This is a genomic window from Flavobacterium sp. Root935 (assembly GCF_001429295.1).
GTDB lineage: Bacteria > Bacteroidota > Bacteroidia > Flavobacteriales > Flavobacteriaceae > Flavobacterium.
Map to the genome: position 1 here is coordinate 1,062,186 of NZ_LMJL01000012.1, position 21,294 is coordinate 1,083,479.

Below are 21,294 nucleotides of genomic sequence, written 5' to 3' on the forward strand. Positions count from 1 at the left end.
TTATTTAAATTTCAATATTATCAATAATTCGTACTCCAGGATCAACATTTACTGCGTAAGCTTCTTCTGCCCCAGCGTTTAATATTGCTTCTATTACTACGTCTTCTTTTTTAGGATCTGCAATCACTACAATACTGCCGCCGCCGCCAGAACCTACAATTTTTGCACCGTATGCTCCTGCCTTCAAGGCTGCATTAATCATTGCATCAATTCTTGGAACTGTAATTTTTAGCAGATCCCGCAAGATTTCATGATGTCCATTCATTAAAGCACCAATTTTCTGAAGATCTAAAACTGGTTTTTCGAATTCCTTTAATGCTTCTTTAGTATAATGGTAATTTTTGATGGCCGCTTCAAAATATGGAATCAAACGATCTGGCAGACAATTTCTATACTTATCCAAATCTTCGATTTCTGATGTATTGAGATCAAAATCAGGATAGTTTTGTTTGACAATGTCGATTGCCATTAAAGCATTTCCTTTCAACTCGCCAATTAAGCCAATTGTTTCTTTGGGAACTCCAGAAACTCCTGTTATTAAACCTTTTAATCCAGTTCCGATCACATCGAAGGAAAAAGGTTTTTTAGTATTAATGTACACAATATTTCCAACACCAATACTAAAATGGTCCATCATTCCGCCAGGTTCTCCATGTTCTAAAACTTCCGATTCGTAACCTAATTTAGAAAGGAATTCGGGCGTAACTTCGTGATCGATTCCAAAAGCTTCAATCAAAAATCGAATCCAAGCCATTAATAAAGCTGATGAACTCGACGTTCCAGAATTAATTGGAATATCTCCTGTAATTGTTATGGTATAACCAGTTGTAGGTATACAGCCGTATCTGCGTAAAACACGCAGCGAGGATGCAAAATAATCTCTGGGTTCTAATTTTTCGAAAGACGCATGAATATCTATTACTCGAATTTCGTTTATATCGATCATATTTAGAACAAACGATTCGGTCTGATTTTCTTTAGCAATTAATTTAATATTTCGATCTATGGCGCAGGCTATAACTGGCAGTCCTAAATAATCTTGATGATCTCCAAAAAGACAGGTTCGGCCGGGAGCTAATGAAGTAATTTTTCTCACTTAAGAACTTTGTATTAAAACATTGTAATCCAACAAATTACAACATTATTAGGTTATGGTTTTATTTTAAATTTTCGGTTTTGATTCTACGAAACTATATATTATATTTTTATAAAACAAGAAAAAACAAAAAAAATGTGCTCGAACACACTAAAATAATGTTCTCGAGCACACAACATGAATTCTTCTAAAATTTTTACGTTTATTAAATCAAAGTTTTTATATTTGCTTATATGGATAAAAAGTACACAATTAAGGATATTGCGCAAATGGCTGGAGTTTCTAAAGGAACTGTAGATCGCGTACTGCATAATAGAGGAAAAGTTTCTCCTACGGCGCTAGAAAAAATTAATGAAGTGCTGAATGTCATTGATTATGAGCCCAACTTAATTGCACGAAATTTAAAAAACACAAAGGTTTACCGCATTTGCGTTTTACTTCCAGATCCTGAAATTGATCCGTATTGGCTTCCTTGCGTTAACGGAATTCAAGATGCTGCAGCAGAGTTTAAAGCTTACAGCGTCGTAATTCAAACTCATTACTTTAATCCAGAAAGCACCAAATCTTTTTTAAAAACCCACGAGGCAATTATTGCTCAATCACCAGATGCTGTTTTGCTGGCTCCGCTGTTTCATAAAGAAACTATAGAAATCATCAAACAATATGATGAATTGGGAATTATGGTAAATACTTTTAATAACCAGGTAGAATCTTCTTCTATTAAAAGTTTCGTCGGACAGGATTTATACAAAAGCGGCCGTGTTGCTGCGAGTTTAATGAATTTGATTTTGCCTAAAGGCCAGATTGCGATTATTCATATTGATGAAAGTCTGAAGAATGCTGTTCACATGCAGGAAAAAGAAAAAGGTTTCAGAAGTTATTTTGATGAAAAAAAACTTTCTGATTTCTCTTTGCTTACACTGAAACTCAAATATTCTAATATCGAAACTAAGTTTGCTGCTTTTATAGAAGAGCATCCAGATTTAAGCGGTATTTTTATTACTACTTCTAAGGCTTATCAAATTGCCTCTATCCTATCTACTTTAGAAAATAAAAAAATAGCCTTAATTGGTTACGATTTAATTGAGAAGAATGTCAATTTTTTAAATCAGGGTCTTGTTCATTTTTTAATTCACCAAAATCAAAAAAGACAGGCTTATTTAGGAATCAGTACTTTGGCAGAACATTTTATATTTAGAAAAGATATTCCTGAAACAATTTTGCTTCCTATCGATATTATAAATGTCGAAAATGCTTCTTTTTATGTGTCTTGATTTTTTTTCTAGGGACAAAGATACAAAGGCTCAAAGGTGCAAAGTTTGAAGGTTTTTAATCTCGCAAAGGCGCAGAGTCGCAAAGGTTTAATTTGAAAAGGCTTTATCTAAAATATTTATTGTTTTTGGCTAAAGCCTTTTCGAAATTGCAATAAATTAATTAAAAAATCTACTAATATCTGCTTACATCTTTTAAAATCTGCGTGAATAAAACTTTACAATTCCGCGAGATTAAAACCATATTTATTCTGAAGTCAAAACAAACTTCCCAAAAGATGAAGCAACATGAAAATTGGGTTCTGGAGTGTTTGGATTTACCCAAGTAATCCAAGTTGGTTCATAATTTTGATTTTCGTCTTTAGAGAATTTCGCTCTATATACTCCTGTTTCTATACTATTATTGTGAATTAAATCAAGTCCTTTTAAAGATGCTATGCTGATTTTCCCGGCAACGGTAAATGATGTTTCATCTTTTGAAGAATATAATTTAATATGTTCTTTAGGCCATTTCCATTCGTAATCAAATTTTTTATTGGGGCGTGCTTCAAAATCTAACAATCTTGTTGAAGGATCAATCTCTAAACAGTAATAGGGATTTATAGCGTCGTTTTGACGGAAAAACAGCTCAACGCGATCAGAATTGCAGATACTGTCCACACTATTGTCTTTTGTATCGATATAAATATCTGTATCAAACACCCTGAAATGAAAATAGAAATTTTGCTGATCCCAAAGGGCTCGAAATTCAATTTTTGAAAATGTTTCAGTTTTCCAAGGAGACAAAAAATCGGTAAGACAATTAGCTTTTTTCCAGAAAATTGAATCTAAAATTTCGACTTCATTTATTTGATTTTTATCTATTAAAATTACTTGATATTCTTTCACAATTTTGACTCTAAAATTTTGTTAATTCTCAATTCTTAAAAAGTCAAAATGACCATAAATTAAGTTTCAGATTTTGGCTTTTTTCGAGATGACCAAGATAGTTTAAAATTGAAGACAAAAACACTCTTCTTTTTACAAATAAAAATCAAATTTTCAGTCCATAAAACTCATCAGAAAAGACTGCTTAATTTTTACGTTTTTCGAATCATGATTGCGAAATTCATAAGTTTTTACAAAATCGTCATTTATAATTCAAAAAAGCCTCAATTTATTAAGTATCCTTATTACCAAAATATTTTAAAAAAATCACATCATTTTAAGTCAAAAAAAACGTTTCGCACAATTTTATGTGCTCGAGAACATAAATTTTGTGTGTTCGAGCACATTTTTTGTGTTTTTTCTTGTTTTATAAAAATATAATCTATAGTTTCGTCAGAGATTAATCTTAAAACTAAGTTAATTATGTAAAAAATGAGGTGATTTTAAGGCTTCAAAATCGAAGAAAAACGAACTAAATAAGCAGTATTTAGAGCCGAAAATAAGACACTGTTTTTATGTAAAAATCAATTCAAATGAAAACTCAATTAAACACCAAAATGACTCTCCTGATCAAAAAAGAAATCTAAAACCTACAAACAAGAAAAAAAAACAATTAAACATTAACCAAAACCAATTTTAAGTATGAAATTATTAACCCAAAAAAAACCAAGAGATTTTCGGATTAACAATTTATCCCGCAAAGAAATTAAACTAACAATTCTATCGTTACTCGTTTTTACATTTCAAGCTTCGGCAGCTTCTTCAATAAATACTTCAGATAAAAACTATACCGCATTATTTTTCGAAAAAATAGTAAAAGGTAAGGTTACAGACAAAGATGGTTTGCCTCTTCCTGGTGCCAATGTTGTGGTGAAAGGAAGCAATAAAGGTGTTCAAACAGATGTTGATGGAAGCTTTTCGATTACTGTAGCCGATAATGTTACTAAACTTGTGGTGACTTATATTGGTATGGAAGATCAAGAAGTAACTATTGGAAATGCACCGCTAAAAATTGTCATGAAAGAAGCTGGACAAAAATTAGATGAAGTAGTTATTGGATACGGAAAATCTAAGAAAAAAGACCTTACAGGTTCTGTGAGTTCTCTTAGCAAAGACAATTTGAATTTAGGCGGAACTATTGCCAATGTAGGACAGGCGTTACAAGGACGTGCTTCTGGGGTTCAAGTACAGCAAAATAATTATGCACCGGGAACCAATCCGTCTGTAGTAATTAGAGGAGGAAATTCTATAAATACTTCTAATGCGCCTTTGTACGTAGTGGACGGATTTATTACCAGCACTGGAGCTTCAATTAGTCCAAACGATATTGAAAATATTCAGATTTTAAAAGATGCCGCTTCTACAGCAATTTATGGTGCACGCGGTGGAAATGGGGTTATCATTATTACAACTAAAAAAGGAAAATCAGGAAAAATGATGGTGGAAGCCGAAATTTCAGATGGTTTTCAAAATATTATAAAAGAGCCTTCATTGTTAACTGGACAACAATATGCTGATATTCAAAATGCAATTGCGGGTGAAAACGGAAGACCTCCGGTTTTTCCATCAAGTTTTCCAATTGCGAATACCAATTGGTTTGAAGCAGCGACACGTCCAGGAGAAGTGTTGAACAGAACGCTTACTTTTAGCGGAAGCGATCAAACTTCTAAATTCTTTCTTTCAGGAAACTATTTGAAACAAACGGGAGCTATTGAAAACACTGATTATGAAAGATACAGCGTTAGAATGGGTGCCGAAAAAAGATTTAATGAAAGATTAAATATGGGTGCTAATTTTTATGGTGCTGCAGCTGAAGGAAATAACAGCGATTTTGGAGATAATATCCTTTCTCCGATGTTCTCTATTCAAACTGCTCCTCCAACGATTCCGATCTACAATGCTGATGGCTCATATTATAAATATCAAGGAAAAGATAATGCATTGGCTCTTTTACTTGAACCAACAGACCACACAATCAATAGATTAGCAAACGGAAGTATGTTTTTAGATTATGAAATAATTAAAGGTCTTACTTACCACTTTGGTTCTGGTGCTGAATGGCAGGAAAACATTCAAGGAAAATATACTCCAAGTACATTAGTAGCTGGAGCTGCGTTAAAAGGTTCTGGATCTGAAGAAAATAAAACATATTTTAGATGGAGTACAGAACAATATTTAACGTACAAGTTTAATATCAAAGAAGTACATGCCATCACTGCAATGATTGGAACTTCGAACCAAAAAGATACTTATGAAAGAGTAAGAGCTGCAGGTACAGGATTTTCTAATGACTTATTAACGTATTACAATCTTCAAGGTGCAGCGGTTTATTTGAAACCTGAAACTGAAAAAACAGAGACAAAACTTACTTCTTATTTTGGAAGGTTAAATTATGCTTTTAATGACAAATATTTAGCAACTTTTACAATTAGAAAAGACGGTTCTTCTCGTTTTGGTCCAAATAACAAATTTGGTATTTTCCCTTCTGGAGCTGTTGCATGGAAGTTGTCTAACGAATCTTTTATGCAGAATGTAAAAGCTATTTCTGAACTTAAATTAAGAGCCAGCTATGGTATTACAGGAAACGACGGAATTGGCGATTACTCTTATATGAACCGATTGACTTCTTGGGGTGTAACTATTGCACCTGATGATTTTGTTGCTGGTACAGAACCTGCGAATTTGGCAAATCCGAACTTGAAATGGGAAGAAACAGCTCAAACCGATTTAGGTTTAGATTTAGGTTTATTTAATGATAAACTTTCGATCACAATTGATTACTACAAAAAAAGAACTTCTGATGCTCTTTTAAATGTTCCTGTTGGAGGATGGTGGGGATTTGGCGCTCAAAGAGTTAATTCTGGAGTTATTGATAATAAAGGTATTGAGTTAGGAATTAGTACTGAAAATATCAGAACTACTAATTTTTCTTGGAGAACGTCATTAAATGTTGCTTACAATAAACAAGAAATTGTATCTCTTGCTGATAACGTAAAAATCATTAGTACAAACACTTCTAACCCAAGCGGAACTGTTTCTGGGCAAGAGTTTACAAGACTAGAGCCGGGAAAAGAAATGGGAGTTTTATACGGATACAAATATGCAGGCGTGATCAAAACGGGAGAAACATACGCAGCTCAGCCATTGTCTGTCCCTGGAGATCCGAAATATGTAGATGTTGACGGAGACGGTACTATTACTGCTGCCGACAGAACTTATTTAGGAAATTCTATTCCGCATTATGTTGCTGGTTTTAATAACGATTTTAAATATGGAAATTTTGATATGAATATCTTTTTCCAAGGTGCTTTTGATTATTCTGTATATAATATGACTGCAATGGTTGGTGAATCTTCTACAAGTACAGATGCATTAAATCGCTGGGTTGCGGGAGTAAATGAAAATACAGATATTCCAAGAGACGGCTACTACAAAAGCAAATATGGAAGTTATGTGAATTCGAAATTTGTTGAAGAGGCTTCTTACTTACGTTTAAAAAATGTTTCTATAGGATATTCAATTCCCGAAAGCGTACTAAAACAAGTAAAATTCATTGACAGCATCAGACTATATGCGATTGGACAAAACTTATTGACGATCACAAATTACTCTGGAAATGACCCTGAAGTAAACGGGCATTCAACAAACAATTTAGGCGGAGGAATCGATTTTAACTCGTTCCCAGCATCAAGAACTTTTATACTTGGAATTAAAGTCGCAATTCACTAGTCAAAAGGCTTTTTAGTAACATTAAATTTATTAAAATGAAAAAATATACACTATTATTACTTTTACTTACCGCCGGAGTAGAGATTTCGTGCAACCAAGATCTAGATCCCACGGTATACAGCAGTTTGACTAATACCAATGGGTATCAGACAAAATCAGATGCAGTTGCGGCCATTAATTCAATTTACGGCAGATTAAAAGGGCCTTCTGTTGGAGATAACTTTTCATACTGGGCAACAAGACACTTCGCTTTAACAGATATTGCTACTGATTTAGGACACTGCCAATACGGAGGAGATCCCGGACAATTGTCTTTAGGAACTTGGAGTTCGACAAACGGTCTTCTCTTGGAAGATTGGAATGCGATGTACAAGTTAATTGCCAATGCAAACAATGCTATCTTTAACATTCTGCCAATGACTGGAATTACTGCTGCAGAAAAAGCACAGTTTATTGCCGAAGCTAAATTTTTAAGATGTTCTGCTTACATGGATTTGACTGATGCTTGGGGACCAGTAATTTTAATTACCGAAGCCAATTTAGGAAATCCAGGTTACCTAGATCAAACTCCTCCATCGTCTGTTGAAGAAATTGATGCTTTCATTATTAAAGAACTAACAGAAGCTGCAGATGTACTGCCAGTAAATTATAAATCAAATGACATTTATGAAAGTAACGATGTTGGCCGCGCAACAAAAGGTGCAGCACTTACATTACTAGCTAAATTACACATGCGCAGCCATGAGTGGCAAAAAGTTGTTACATTGACACAGCAAGTAATGGATTTGAACGAATACAGTCTTTATCCTTCTTACTTAGGTTTGTTTAAAGAAAGTAACAAATGGTGCAGCGAAAACATCTTCTCTTCTTTGAGTGATGCAAATACAAACGGAACAGAATTATTAAATCACTTTGGACCAATCGATCATCCTGTTGTACAAAACAGATGGCAGTATTATACTGTAAACTGGGATTTCTACAACACTTTTGGTGACGAAGATGAGAGAAAACAATGCTTTTTCCCAGAATTTATGGGAACAGACGGTTTACTTCATAAACAAGCTCCTTCATTGGGTGCACAGCCGCCGGCTGGTGAGTTTTATATGCCAGACGTTTCTACAAGAAAATATGCCGATGATGAAACAACAACTTATTATGACGGTCATAGTGTAAACATTCTTCGTTATGCAGATGTATTATTGAGCAGAGCCGAAGCATTAAACGAACTCAGTGGACCAACAAGTGAAGCGATCGGATTAATTAATCAAGTTAAGGCAAGATCTCATGCAAAACAATTAGTTTTATCTGACTACAATCAAAACACTTTAAGAGACGCTATTTTACAGGAAAGAGGCTGGGAGTTTTTCTACGAAGGAAAACGTCGTCAGGATTTAATTAGAATGAACAAATATGATGTTTTGGTAAATGCATATCATCTTAGAGTTGGTGAAGCTGCTTTAATAAAAATGCCGCAAAACAAATATTATACATATCCACAGAGTCAAGTAAACCTTAATCCGAAATTAAGCAACGCTGATAGACAATAAAGAATACCCAATCAAGAATAGACAGTAAAAAATGTCTGTCTATTCTTGATTTTTAATACAGATGAAGTACTTTTCTGTTTCACAAAAGAAGCTTTTCAGATGATCAAAAAACTATTACTTAAAGGAAGTTTTATTTTAGCCTTACTTGCATTGGTAAGTTGTTCTAAAAATCAGGATATATCCAATATCAATATTGGGACTCATGGCAACAACGAATTGAAAATTCAAATCGATGTTACTACGAATGACAATGTTCAGGTATATGCAGAGTATTGGTCTGACCAAAAAGGAACTCAAAGCAAAATAACCACTCCTATCTCAAAATCAGGGCTTAAACATACTTTAGTTCTCTGCAATATTACTCCAGAAACGAATTATAACTATCAGCTTGTTACAGTTGCAGACGGCGAAAAAAAGCCCAGTAAAGTCTATACTTTTAAATCTAGAAAACTTCCAGAATGGCTTCAAAAACAATTTAAAGCCAATTGCCCGAAACCAGAATTACTGCCGCAAAATTTCAAAAAGGGCTTTATGCTTTTGGCAAAAAGAGAAACACCTGGAACAGCTTATATAGTAGATTACAAAGGAAACTTAAGATGGTATCATACTATTGAAGGAACTGGGTTTAAAGTAGCTCATTTTACAAAGGAACAAACAATCATTTCTATTCTTGGCAAAAATGACGAACCAACAAGTTATGGAAGTGAAATTCTAGAAATCAACTTACAAGGAGATACTTTAACACACATCAAAAAAGGACAAGGCGATTTAAAACAAGTTCTTCACCACGAAATCATAAAAAAATCGGCTAATGAAATTGTTACTTTAACTGTTGATCAAAAAATAATCGATTTAACTTCTATTGGAGGAAGAAAACAAGATACGATCAACGGAGATGGAATTTTAATTTTAGATAAAAAGGGAAAACAACTTTGGAAATGGAGTGTTTTTGATGATTTAGATCCCTTTAAAGATAAAGATTTACTGAAAACCAAAAAAGATTGGACTCATGCCAATAGTTTAAATTACGATAAAGATGGAAATTTCCTGATCTCATTTTACAATAACGGACAAATTTGGAAGATCAATTCTAAAACTGGAAAAGTAATCTGGAAATTAGGAAAAGGAGGAACTATGAAAATGGCTCCAGATACCAATTTCTCTCAGGCGCATGCCGCACACATTAATCAAGAAGGAAGTTTATTGTTTTTTGATAATGGGGTCGACAAAAAACAGTCTTCTGTATTTACCTTAAAAGTCGACGAAAAAAACAATGCAGTTAAACTGGATTATCAAATAAAATTACCAAAAGACATTTACAATGACAGAATGGGAAGCGCTTATATGATTGATAAAGATGCCATATTATGCTGCTGCTCGAAAAGACATATCACGGTTTTAACGAATAAAAAAGGAGTGCTTTTATGGGCGTTAGAATCTGAGATTCCGCCTTATCGCACACAGTTTATTCCCGAAGAAAAATTGAAACCATTTATTCAAAATTAGAAAATGACGTTCCTGCAAGGTTTCTAAATCTTGTAAGCATAAAATAAGTTATAACAAATACAGGTTTTAGAACCTGTTAGGATAAAAATAGTAAACATGAAAAAAATAATTCTGATTGGTCTAGTTGCAGCATTGCCAATGGTTGTTTTCAATTCTTGCAATACTTCGACTTCACAAACATTAGCAGCCACAAAAACAGTTGAAGCTGATGATGAAGGTTATATTACAATTGATACTTCAAAAATTCCAGACGATCAATTCGGAGAATCTGTTCGCTACGGAAGAGAATTAATGCTCAAAACAGCCTATTATATTGGACCAAACGGTAAAAACGGACAATATTTGGGCAATAAAATGAATTGTACCAACTGTCATCAAGATGCTGGTACAAAACCACATGCATTCAATTTAATGTCTTCACACGATAATTATCCACAATATCGCGGGCGCGAAAACAAAGTGCTTACACTGGCAGAAAGAGTTAATAACTGCATTATGCGCCCGCATTCTGGAAAACCGCTTCCGTTGGACAGTAAAGAAATGGTGGCCTTTTTATCTTATTTTAAATGGATCAGCAAATTTGTGCCTAAAGATGGTAATTTTAAAGGAGCAAAAAATCTAGAAATCGAATTTCCCGATGTTGCTGCAAGTCCAGAAAGAGGAAAAGCATTATTTACTGAAAATTGTGCGCGCTGCCATGGAAATAATGGCGAAGGCGTATATAATGCTGATAAATCGGGTTACATCTACCCGCCTCTTTGGGGAGAATACGGTTATCAGCCGGGTTCAAGCATGCACAGAGTTATCAAACAAGCACAATGGTTAAAAAATAATATGCCTTACGATAAAGTACTTTTAGGAAAACCTTATCTCACAGACAAAGAAGCACTTGATATCGCTGCTTATGTAAATGATGATAAAATTCACACAAGACCAAATCCTAAAACATTCGATTATCCAAATAAACTCGGCAAACCTATCGACTATGCGCACAGTCCTTTTGTAGATAATTTTTCTGAAGAACAGCATAAATACGGACCTTACAAACCGATAATTGCGTACTGGAAAAAGAATGGCTGGAAAGCTGTTTATTAATTTTAAATTTTAGACTATTTAAACCTGAACATACATTACAATGAAACTAAACCTAAAAAACAGACCTCTTTTAAGCAGAATAATGATAATGTGCTTTTTCATTCTCACTATTCCAATGGCGGCACAAATAAAATATTCTGACGGAAATGACAGCTGGAATCCTAATTTACTGGGCAATCACCGCGCTGTAATTGCATTTTCCGGTTCAGGAAATATTGCCAAAACAACTATTGAATGGCGAAGAAGAGATCAAAATCCAGAACTTAAAAAAATTATTGTTCAAGATGCATCAGGAAAAGAAATTCAAAATATAAAAACAGAAAATATCAATAGAGAAAACGGTACTATTTTCTTTGAACCTATTTTGGGAAAAGGAACATATTACGTTTACTATATGCCATATATCGACGAAGGAACTGCCAATTATCCAAAAGGAATTTATGCCAAACCAGAAAACAAAGCCGATGCACAATGGTTATCTAAAATTAAAACAAATACGGCAGATAATGCTGCAGTTACAGAAATTCAAAGTGTAAATGCTTTCAATAGTTTTTATCCAATGGAAGTCATTGCAACGGCTGCAGAAACAAAAGCTCTTATTGCAAAAAACAGCGGAAACTCATTTTTAGTTTTTCCAGAAGACAGATTGCATTCAATTAAAATGAAAACCGATTTACCGCAGCGCTGGATTCAAAAAGGTGTTCAAAGCACTTTTTCAGATACCGCTTTAAAAGGCGAATATTTAGCTTTTCAATTAGGTATTTACGCTCTTGAAGATGTAAAGAATGTAAAAATTACCTTTTCGAATTTAGTAAGTCCTTCTGGAACAATTGATGCAAAAAACATCAGCTGTATAAATACTGACGGAATTCGTTACGATGGATCTATTTTCACGAATACTGTTTCGGTTTCTAAAGGAAAAATTCAAGCAATGTGGTGCGGAATCGAAGTTCCACAAACTACAGCTGCTGGAACTTACAAAGGAAAAGCGACAGTAAACGCTGACGGAAAATCAAAAGAAATTGAACTTCAAATTACAGTTACTAATGAAGTTACTAAAAATGGCGGAATTGACAGTCCAGAAAAAATGACGCGTTTAAATTGGCTAAACTCAACTTTAGCTCAGGAAAATACGGTTATTGCGCCTTACACTCCATTAATTGTAAAAGATGCTGAAATCTCTTTATTAGGAAGAAAATTAATCCTAGCGTCAAACGGATTTCCAGCGCAAATTCAGACTTTCTTCACTCCAGAAATGACTTCAGTAACTACCAAAGCCAATGACATTTTAAGTTCTCCAATTGATTTCCATTTTTTTGATGCTTCAGGAAAAGAAGCACAATGGAAAAATAGCGGTATAAAATTTACTAAAAAAGAAGCTGGAAAGGTTTCTTGGGAAAACACCTCGACTTCAAAATCAGTTCAAATGGATGTTAACGCTTCTGTTGAATTTGACGGTTTTGTACATTATACAGTAAAAGTTACCGCTCTTGAAGATGTTTCTTTTAATGATATCAATTTCCAAATGCCTATGCAGCCTGCTTCTGCAAAATACATGATGGGATTAGGTCAAAAAGGCGGAGATCGTCCTGCAACTTTTGACTGGAAATGGGATGTTGCCCATAAAAATCAAGATGGTGCTTGGATTGGTGCTGTCAATTCTGGATTGCAGTTTTCATTAAGAGATGAAAAATACAGCCGTCCGTTAAACACTAATTTCTATTTGCAGAAACCATTACTACTGCCAACTTCTTGGGGTAACGAAAATAAAGGAGGAATTACCATTACACCAAACCAAAAATCAGTTTTAGTAAATGCATACAGCGGCGCTAGAACGATGAAAAAAGGCGATGTATTGTATTATAATTTCAACTTATTAATCACACCGTTCCATACAATCAACACAGATTTTCAATGGGATACGAAATTTTACCACAAATACAGTCCGATAGATTCAATCGCAAAAACTGGTGCAACTGTGATTAATATTCACCACGCTAATGCTATTAATCCTTATATCAATTATCCTTTTATTGAATTTAAAAAGATGAAAACGTATATCGATGAAGCACATGAAAAAGGACTAAAAGTAAAAATCTATAATACCGTTAGAGAGGTTTCAAACAAAGCATACGAAACTTTTGCTTTGAGAAGTTTAGGCCACGAAATCTATTCTCCAGGAAAAGGCGGCGGATTCTCTTGGCTGCAAGAACACGTTGGAGACGATTATATCGCTGCATGGTTTGTTCCTGAAATTAAAGATGCTGCAATTGTAAATAGCGGTATGAACCGTTGGCATAATTATTATGTTGAAGGAATGAATTGGCTGACTCAAAATGTTGGTATTGATGGAATTTACCTAGATGACGTTGCTTTTGACAGAATCACAATGAAACGTATCAAAAGAGTTTTAACTAAAGATGGTCATCCTGGAATTATCGATTTACACAGTGCGAATCAATACAACAAAAGCGACGGATTTAATAACAGTGCCAATTTATATATGGAACACTTTCCGTACATCAATAAGTTATGGTTTGGAGAATATTTTGATTATGAGAAAAATCAGCCGGACTTTTTCTTAACAGAAGTTAGCGGAATTCCTTTTGGATTAATGGGCGAAATGCTTCAAGACGGTGGAAATCCTTGGCGTGGAATGGTTTTCGGAATGACGAACAGATTACCGTGGAGCGATGGTGCTGACCCAAGACAAATCTGGAAATTATGGGATTCTTTCGGAATTAAAGGTTCTGAAATGATTGGTTACTGGAGCGAAAATTGTCCTGTAAAAACAAACAATGATAAAGTGCTGGCTACAGTTTACAAAAAGAACGGAACAGCATTGATTTCTATTGCAAGCTGGGCAGATGCTGATGTAAATGTGAAATTGAATATTGACTGGAAAAAACTAGGAATCAATCCGTCTAAAGCAACTATTACGGCTCCTGAAGTTCTTAATTTTCAGCCTGCAAAAACGTTTACAGCAAAAGATGAAATAACTGTTCCTAAGGGAAAAGGATGGTTGTTAATTGTTAAGTAAATTAATAGACCCATTAGTCTAAGCTCCAGAGGAGCCTAATATTTATAGATAATTCATCACGATTTTATAAAGCTCCAGCGGAGCGAAATATATCGCCCCGCTGGGGCTTCTATCGACATAAAATTGTATTTCTATAAATATTACGTCCCGCTGGGACTTTCACACAATAACTATTACGAAATAACCACAAATAACCAAGCTCTCCATCATGAAACTTAGACCATTCTTATCCCTTTTGCTCTTTGGAAGCCTTTTTATAAATGCACAAAACAAACCCACTATAAAAGAATACAAAAAAGTATTTACCACATACCCTTTTTCAGATCCTGACCCAATTCCGAAACCAGACACAAAATTTTATCCTTATTTCCGTTTTGACGGCTTTACAGACAAACCAGTTCAGAAAGAATGGAAAGTAATTGAGATAGAAAACGATTACATCAAACTGATGATTTTGCCTGAAATAGGCGGAAAAGTTTGGTCGGCTGTAGAAAAATCAACTGGAAAAGACTTTGTTTACAATAATCATGTAATCAAATTTAGAGACATTGCCATGCGCGGACCGTGGACCAGCGGCGGCGTTGAAGGCAATTATGGAATTATTGGTCATACCCCAAATTGTGCAACTCCAGTAGATTATAAAATTATAAACCGTGAAGACGGAAGCATCAGCTGTGTTATTGGAGTTTTAGATTTATTAACGAGAACTTCTTGGAAACTAGACATCAATTTACCAAAAGACAAAGCTTATTTTACAACCAATTCGTTTTGGTCTAATTCGACAGAATTACAGCAGCCTTATTATACTTGGATGAATACAGGAATTAAAGCGGCTGGAAACCTGCAATTTATTTATCCTGGACAGACTTATATTGGCCATAACGGCGAATATAATTCTTGGCCGATTGATAAAGAAAACGGCAAAGATTTATCTTATTACAAAAACAATGATTTTGGCGGTTACAAATCATATCACGTATTCGGAAAATACAATGATTTCTTCGGAGGATATTGGCATGACGAAGATTTCGGAATGGCAAGATATGGTAATCACGATAATAAACCCGGCAAAAAAATATGGATATGGGGATTATCACAGCAAGGAATGATTTGGGAAAAATTATTGACCGATACTGACGGACAATATACAGAGGTACAAAGTGGTAGATTATTTAATCAGGCGAGCGAAGGCAGTAATTTGACACCTTTTAAACAACGTTCGTTTGCGCCTTATCAAACTGATACTTGGACAGAATACTGGTTTCCTGTAAAACAAACCAAAGGTTTTGTAAAAGCCAATAATTATAGTGCCGTTAATATAAAAAATGAAAATGGCTGGCTGAAAATTTATTTTTCTCCGCTTCAAAAATTAAATGAAAAATTAGAAATTTTTGAAGGTGAAAAGAAAATCTATTCAAAAGATGTTGCGCTTACCACCATGCAGTTATTCAAAGATTCCATTCAGGTTTCTGTTGATACAAACAAGCTGAAACTCGTTTTGGGTGAAAATAAATTGGTTTGGAATGCTGATCCACAAGATGGAAATATTAATCGTCCTGTGGAGATTCCGAAAGGTTTTGATCACAATTCAGTTTACGGATTGTATCTGCAGGGAAAAAATTATATCAGTTTTAAAGATTATGTAAAAGCAGAAGAAAACCTTACAGCTTGTTTACAAAAAGATCCAAACTTTGCTCCGGCCCTTTCTGAATTAGCTTCTTTACAAATTAGAAAATTTCAATACAAAGAAGCTGTAGAAACTGCTAAAAAAGCTTTAGCAATTGATACTTACGATGCTGGTGCAAATTACAATTATGCTTTGGCAAATCTTCATTTAGGAAACACAACCGATGCAAAAGATGGTTTCGATATTGCAGCAGCTGGTGTAGAATACAGAAGCGCCGCTTATACATCACTAAGTAAAATTTATTTAGCTGAAAACGAATTACCTAAAGCTATTGAATATGCCGAAAAGAGCTTAATAAACAATCAATACAATTTAGAAAGTCTGCAAGTATTGGCAGTTTTGTATCGTCTTCAAAATAATTCAGACAAAGCAAATGCAGCTTTAAAAACAATTAGTGCACTTGATCCATTAAATCATTTTGCAGATTTTGAAAAATATCTTTGGAACAGTTCAAATGATGCCAAACTTAATTTTACAGCTGCAATTCAAAATGAAATGCCAGAGCAGACTTATCTGGAATTAGGAATTTGGTACAATAATATTAGCAGAAAAGAAGAAGCTCTAAAAGTGTTTTCTATAGCTGAACCAAGTGCCGAAATTATTTATTGGAAAGCATTTTTAGAAAACAAATCAGTTGATTTATCTAAAATCAAACCTGGAACTACTTTTCCGTTCCGCGCAGAAACGGCTTCCATTCTTAAAACATTAATTAAAACCAATGATCAATGGCAGTTAAAATACCATTTAGGTCTAATCGAATGGAATCGCAATAGTATTTCTGAGGCAAAAGAATTGTTTACACAATGCGGCTCAAAACCTAATGATCCAGCTTTTTATGGTGCCAAAGCTTCTTTATTTAAAGATGACGCTGCAACTGTGGAGGCAAGTCTTCAGCAGGCTTTAAAACTAGATCCACAAGGCTGGAGATATCATAAATTATTGGCAGAACATTATATCGTTCAAAAACAATTTGACAAAGCACTTTCAACAACAGAATCTTTCTACAAAAAACATAAAGAGAATTATTTAATTGGAATGCTGTATGCAAAAACGCTGCTGTTAAATAAAAAATATGCTGCTGCAGATGCATTTCTAACCAAATTACAAATTCTTCCTTTTGAAGGTGCAACTGCAGGAAGACAATTGTACCACGAAGCGAAATTGATGCAGGCTTTGGCAGAAATTAAAAACAAACAATATAAAAAAGCATTACAATTTATTGGCGATGCAAAATTGTTTCCAGAAAATTTAGGAGTAGGAAAACCTTACGATGAAAACATCGATGAAAGACTTGAAAACTGGCTGGATTATCAATGTTATACCAACCTTGACAACAAAGAAATGGCTGCTAAATCTTTACAAAAAATCGTTGCTTTTACTCCAAAGGTTGATAATACAGTTATGAACTTTTTACCAGCAAATGATCTTGTTTCGGCTTGGGCAATCGAAAAAACATCTTCTTCTCAAGAAGCAGAAAAATGGTTAAAAAATCAAGCCGATTTATATCCAGAAAACAAAATTATTCAGTGGAGTTTACTCGTCTATACGAAAAAACAATCGAATATTTTAAATGAAGATGAAAAAGACGGTGAAGTCAGAATTATCGAAAAATTGTAAAGAACTTTTAAAACAATAAAATGAAAAAGCATTTTTTAAAATATACTTTTTTGGGTCTTATTTTCATTGTAAGCCCAAAAATTGAAGCGCAAAACAAACAGGAAAAACCAGATGAATTAAGTGTTTACAGAGTTACACCTTTAAAAACTAATGATTTAATTCATACCAAACTCGAAGTCTCATTTGATTACGGAAAACGTTATTTGTATGGAAAAGAATGGGTTACTCTAAAACCTCATTTTTATGAAACCGATTCGCTGCATTTAGATGCAAAAGGAATGGACTTTAAAGAAATTGCTATTGTAGATGGAAAAAAAACTATTCCGCTAAAATATACTTACGATAACGAACAGCTTTCAATTCAATTAAATAGAAAGTACAAAAACAACGAAAAGTATACGATTTTCATCGATTATACAGCAAAACCAGCAGAACTTAAAAGCAAAGCTGGCGAATCAATTACCAACTCAAACGGATTGTATTTTGTTAATCCTGACGGAAAAGGAGACAAACCAACACAAATTTGGACTCAAGGAGAAACAGAAGCTTCGTCTTGCTGGTTTCCTACAATTGATAAACCAAATCAAAAAACAACTTCTGAAATTGCAATGACAGTAGAATCAAAATATACTACGCTGTCTAACGGGAAATTAACTTCACAAAAAGCAAATAAAAACGGAACTCGTACTGATGTTTGGAAAATGGATCAGCCAAACGCTCCTTATTTATTTATGATGGCAGTTGGAGATTTTAAAATCTATAAAGATTCTTATAACGGAAAAGAAGTAAGCTATTATTTAGAACCTAAATACGCGCCATTTGCGAAACAGATTTTTGGCAAAACGCCTGATATGATGAACTTTTACGGTAAAATGCTTGGTGTAGAATATCCTTGGGCAAAATACTCGCAGATTGTTGTAACAGATTTTTTTGGAGGTGCAATGGAAAATACTTCTGCAACTGTTCACGGCGGATATGTACAAAAAACCGAAAGAGAATTATTAGACAATAACGAAGAAAGTACCGTAGCACACGAACTTTTTCATCAATGGTTTGGAGATTTAGTAACTGCTGAATCCTGGTCAAATTTAACAATGAACGAATCTTTTGCCACATTTGGAGAAGTTCTTTGGCACGGTCATGACGCTGGACAAGATGCAGAAGACAGATCTCGTTATGAAAAACTGCAGAATTATCTTCGTTCACAAAAAAATGGAGACAGTCCAATTTTAGCACGTTTTCATTACAAAAATGCAGACGATATGTTTGACAATATCAGCTATTCTAAAGGCTCGATTATTTTGTATGCCATGAAAAACCAAATGGGTGATGAAGCCTTTTTTAAAGGATTGAATCATTATTTAACCACTAATGCTTACAAATCTGGAGAACCGCATCAGCTGCGCTTATCGATGGAAGAAGTGACTGGAAAAGATTGGCTTCCTTATTTTGATCAGTGGTATTACAATGCTGGAAGTCCGATTCTTGATGTAACTTACAAATACGCCAACGGAAAAATTATTATTACGATTAGTCAATCTCAGGATAGTGCAGTGCAAACCTTTACGTTGCCTTTAAAAGTTGATTTTTACGTAAACGGAACTAAAATAAGAAAGGATATTTTAATTACTAAAAGAGAACAAAGTTTCAGCTTTGACCTTCCTTCAAAACCTGAATTTATAGATTTAGATCCAGATAAAATCCTAGTGGGCGAAGTGAATGTAGATAAAAAAACTCCTGCTGATTATCTTTTTCAATATAAAAATGCGCCATCGTATTACAACCGAATTGAAGCTATAAAATTTGCTTCAAAAGACAGAACTCAGGAGTCACAACTTATTTTATTGGAAGGTTTGAAAGATCCTCAAGAAGACTTACGAGTACTAAGTATTAAAGCAATTGATTTAAATGAAAAAGAAACTAAAGATCAGGTTTTAAAAACACTTCTTGACATTGCTAAAAACGATAAAAAGACCATTGCAAGAGCAAATGCTATTGTAAAATTAGCTTCTACTGCCGATGCATCTTATAAAGCATTGATGGAAGAAAGTATTAAAGAGCAATCTTATAACGTAATTGCGGCAGGAATTTCAGGATTAACAAAATATGTGCCGGCCGAAGCTGATAAAGCATTGGCTTCATTAGATGACGATACTAAAAAACATGTAACGCCATTAATGAAAAGATTTAGTAGTCAAAAATAATTATAAGAATCCTTTGAATCTGTTTTGTTTTTGAAAACCTCTCTAATCTGGTTCATTAGAGAGGTTATTTTTAAAAATTATCTAACAAAATCACTCATGAAAACTACCTTTATTAAAACTACCATAATTCTTTTTCTTTTGTTCGGATGGACAATCGCTTCTGCACAAATGATAAAGACCAAAACGCCTTCACGTAGCAAAGGCCAGCAAGATGTACTAAGAATGGCAGCAGAACCAATTCCGACAGTTCGTGTAGCTTTTATCGGTCTCGGAATGCGCGGTCCTGGAGCAGTAGAACGCATGACACATATTCCCGGTGTAGAAATTGTAGCGTTGTGCGACATGACTCAGGAAAACACGTCGAAAGCAAATGAGATTTTAACCAAAGCTGGTTTCCCAAAAGCGCAAGAATTTTACGGCGATGAAAATGCATGGAGAAAAGTAACGGCATTGCCAAACGTAGATTTAGTTTACGTAGCAACAGACTGGCTGCATCACGCTGTTATAGGAGTTCAGGCAATGAAAGACGGAAAACATGTTGCTATTGAAGTTCCTAGCGCTTTAACCATGAAAGAAATTTGGGAACTTATTGACACTTCAGAAAAAACAAGAAAACATTGCATGCAATTGGAAAATTGCGTTTATGATTTCTTTGAACTAACGACTTTAAATATGGCACAGCAAGGTTTGTTTGGAGAAATTCTTCATGCAGAAGGTTCTTATATTCATGGTTTACAGCCATTTTGGGGCGAATACTGGAACAACTGGAGAATGGATTACAACATTAAACACAGAGGCGATGTATACGCAACACACGGAATGGGTCCAGCATGTCAGGCACTGAATATCCACCGTGGTGACAAAATGAATTTCTTGGTATCTATGGATACAAAAGCGGTTGGAAATCCTGCTTACATCAAAGAAAAATCAGGAAAAGAAATAAAAGATTTTAGAAACGGAGATCATACCATGACGATGATTCGTACTGAAAATGGTAAAACAATCCATATTCAGCATGATGTCACTTCTCCTCGTCCCTACAGCAGAATGTATCAATTGAGTGGCACAAAAGGTTTTGCCAATAAATACCCGTTAGAAGGTTATGCTTTGGACGGAAAAGAATTAAGCGATGATGTAAAGCCAAATCACGAAAAATTAAGCGCACACTCTTTTGTTCCTGAAGAAGTTAAAAAAGCTTTAATGGAAAAATACAAACATCCAATTGCAAAAGGTATTGAAGAACAAGCAAAAAAAGTAGGCGGTCACGGCGGTATGGATTTTATTATGGACTATCGTTTAATTCATTGCCTGCAAAAAGGATTGCCGCTGGATATGGATGTATACGATTTAGCAGAATGGTCTTGTTTAGGTCCGTTGACTGAAATTTCATTAGATAATAATTCAGCTCCGGTAGAAATTCCAGATTTCACCCGCGGCGGCTGGAATAAATTGAAAAAATTAGAATTTTCAGAATAAATATATATTGGTTAGTTAAAAGAAGCAAGAGGGCACCATTAAAAAAGTGCTCTCTTGTTTATTTTAAGTCTTTTCACCCCAAAAAAAATGCCACCTGAT

At 34.4% G+C, this 21,294-nt stretch carries 11 protein-coding genes; 9 read left to right on the forward strand and 2 right to left on the reverse strand.

Annotation, left to right across the window (positions count from 1 at the left end; all coding sequences use genetic code 11):
• Positions 1–4: 4 nt before the first annotated feature.
• Positions 5–1,096, reverse strand: coding sequence for a mevalonate kinase (locus tag ASE40_RS19305; protein ID WP_057118852.1), 1,092 nt, complete (start codon positions 1,094–1,096; stop codon positions 5–7).
• Between the two features lie 233 nt (positions 1,097–1,329).
• Here ASE40_RS19305 and ASE40_RS19310 point away from each other — a divergent pair, with 233 nt between their 5' ends.
• On the forward strand, positions 1,330–2,370 hold the full coding sequence (locus ASE40_RS19310) for a LacI family DNA-binding transcriptional regulator (protein WP_057118854.1): 1,041 nt from the start codon (positions 1,330–1,332) through the stop codon (positions 2,368–2,370).
• Positions 2,371–2,613: 243 nt separating this feature from the next.
• Here the strand turns inward: ASE40_RS19310 and ASE40_RS19315 are convergent, their stop codons facing one another.
• The gene (locus ASE40_RS19315) at positions 2,614–3,255 is read right to left on the reverse strand and encodes a carbohydrate-binding family 9-like protein (protein WP_057118857.1); all 642 of its coding nucleotides are present in this window, start codon (positions 3,253–3,255) and stop codon (positions 2,614–2,616) included.
• Between the two features lie 681 nt (positions 3,256–3,936).
• Between ASE40_RS19315 and ASE40_RS19320 the strand changes: the two genes are divergently transcribed.
• The 8 genes from ASE40_RS19320 (at position 3,937) to ASE40_RS19355 (ending at position 21,195) form a co-directional block, all read left to right on the forward strand.
• Positions 3,937–7,023, forward strand: coding sequence for a SusC/RagA family TonB-linked outer membrane protein (locus ASE40_RS19320; RefSeq protein ID WP_057118859.1), 3,087 nt, complete (start codon positions 3,937–3,939; stop codon positions 7,021–7,023).
• 35 nt (positions 7,024–7,058) lie between these two features.
• A complete protein-coding gene (locus tag ASE40_RS19325) occupies positions 7,059–8,570 on the forward strand; it encodes a RagB/SusD family nutrient uptake outer membrane protein (RefSeq protein ID WP_057118861.1) in 1,512 nt (503 codons plus the stop codon).
• Between the two features lie 99 nt (positions 8,571–8,669).
• Entirely contained in the window at positions 8,670–10,076 is a 1,407-nt protein-coding gene (locus tag ASE40_RS19330) for an aryl-sulfate sulfotransferase (RefSeq protein ID WP_057119861.1), read from the forward strand.
• Between the two features lie 96 nt (positions 10,077–10,172).
• Complete coding sequence (locus ASE40_RS19335; protein WP_057118863.1) at positions 10,173–11,171, forward strand: c-type cytochrome; 999 nt, start codon at positions 10,173–10,175, stop codon at positions 11,169–11,171.
• A 40-nt stretch (positions 11,172–11,211) separates the two neighbouring features.
• On the forward strand, positions 11,212–14,211 hold the full coding sequence (locus tag ASE40_RS19340) for a glycoside hydrolase domain-containing protein (RefSeq protein ID WP_057118865.1): 3,000 nt from the start codon (positions 11,212–11,214) through the stop codon (positions 14,209–14,211).
• A 208-nt stretch (positions 14,212–14,419) separates the two neighbouring features.
• On the forward strand, positions 14,420–17,515 hold the full coding sequence (locus ASE40_RS19345; protein ID WP_057118867.1) for a DUF5107 domain-containing protein: 3,096 nt from the start codon (positions 14,420–14,422) through the stop codon (positions 17,513–17,515).
• A 20-nt stretch (positions 17,516–17,535) separates the two neighbouring features.
• A complete protein-coding gene (locus ASE40_RS19350) occupies positions 17,536–19,719 on the forward strand; it encodes a M1 family metallopeptidase (RefSeq protein ID WP_057118869.1) in 2,184 nt (727 codons plus the stop codon).
• A gap of 96 nt (positions 19,720–19,815) precedes the next feature.
• Positions 19,816–21,195 carry a Gfo/Idh/MocA family protein gene (locus tag ASE40_RS19355; protein WP_128415000.1) on the forward strand — a complete coding sequence of 460 codons (1,380 nt, stop codon included), beginning with the start codon at positions 19,816–19,818 and terminating at the stop codon, positions 21,193–21,195.
• Positions 21,196–21,294 lie beyond the last annotated feature (99 nt).

Bases quoted from the DNA above. Each gene is read 5' to 3' on its own strand.
- ASE40_RS19325 (WP_057118861.1), top strand. From the start codon at position 7,059: ATGAAAAAATATACACTATTATTACTTTTACTTACCGCCGGAGTAGAG.
- ASE40_RS19340 (WP_057118865.1), top strand. From the start codon at position 11,212: ATGAAACTAAACCTAAAAAACAGACCTCTTTTAAGCAGAATAATGATA.
- ASE40_RS19335 (WP_057118863.1), top strand. From the start codon at position 10,173: ATGAAAAAAATAATTCTGATTGGTCTAGTTGCAGCATTGCCAATGGTT.
- ASE40_RS19355 (WP_128415000.1), top strand. From the start codon at position 19,816: ATGAAAACTACCTTTATTAAAACTACCATAATTCTTTTTCTTTTGTTC.
- ASE40_RS19350 (WP_057118869.1), top strand. From the start codon at position 17,536: ATGAAAAAGCATTTTTTAAAATATACTTTTTTGGGTCTTATTTTCATT.
- ASE40_RS19345 (WP_057118867.1), top strand. From the start codon at position 14,420: ATGAAACTTAGACCATTCTTATCCCTTTTGCTCTTTGGAAGCCTTTTT.
- ASE40_RS19330 (WP_057119861.1), top strand. From the start codon at position 8,670: ATGATCAAAAAACTATTACTTAAAGGAAGTTTTATTTTAGCCTTACTT.
- ASE40_RS19320 (WP_057118859.1), top strand. From the start codon at position 3,937: ATGAAATTATTAACCCAAAAAAAACCAAGAGATTTTCGGATTAACAAT.
- ASE40_RS19310 (WP_057118854.1), top strand. From the start codon at position 1,330: ATGGATAAAAAGTACACAATTAAGGATATTGCGCAAATGGCTGGAGTT.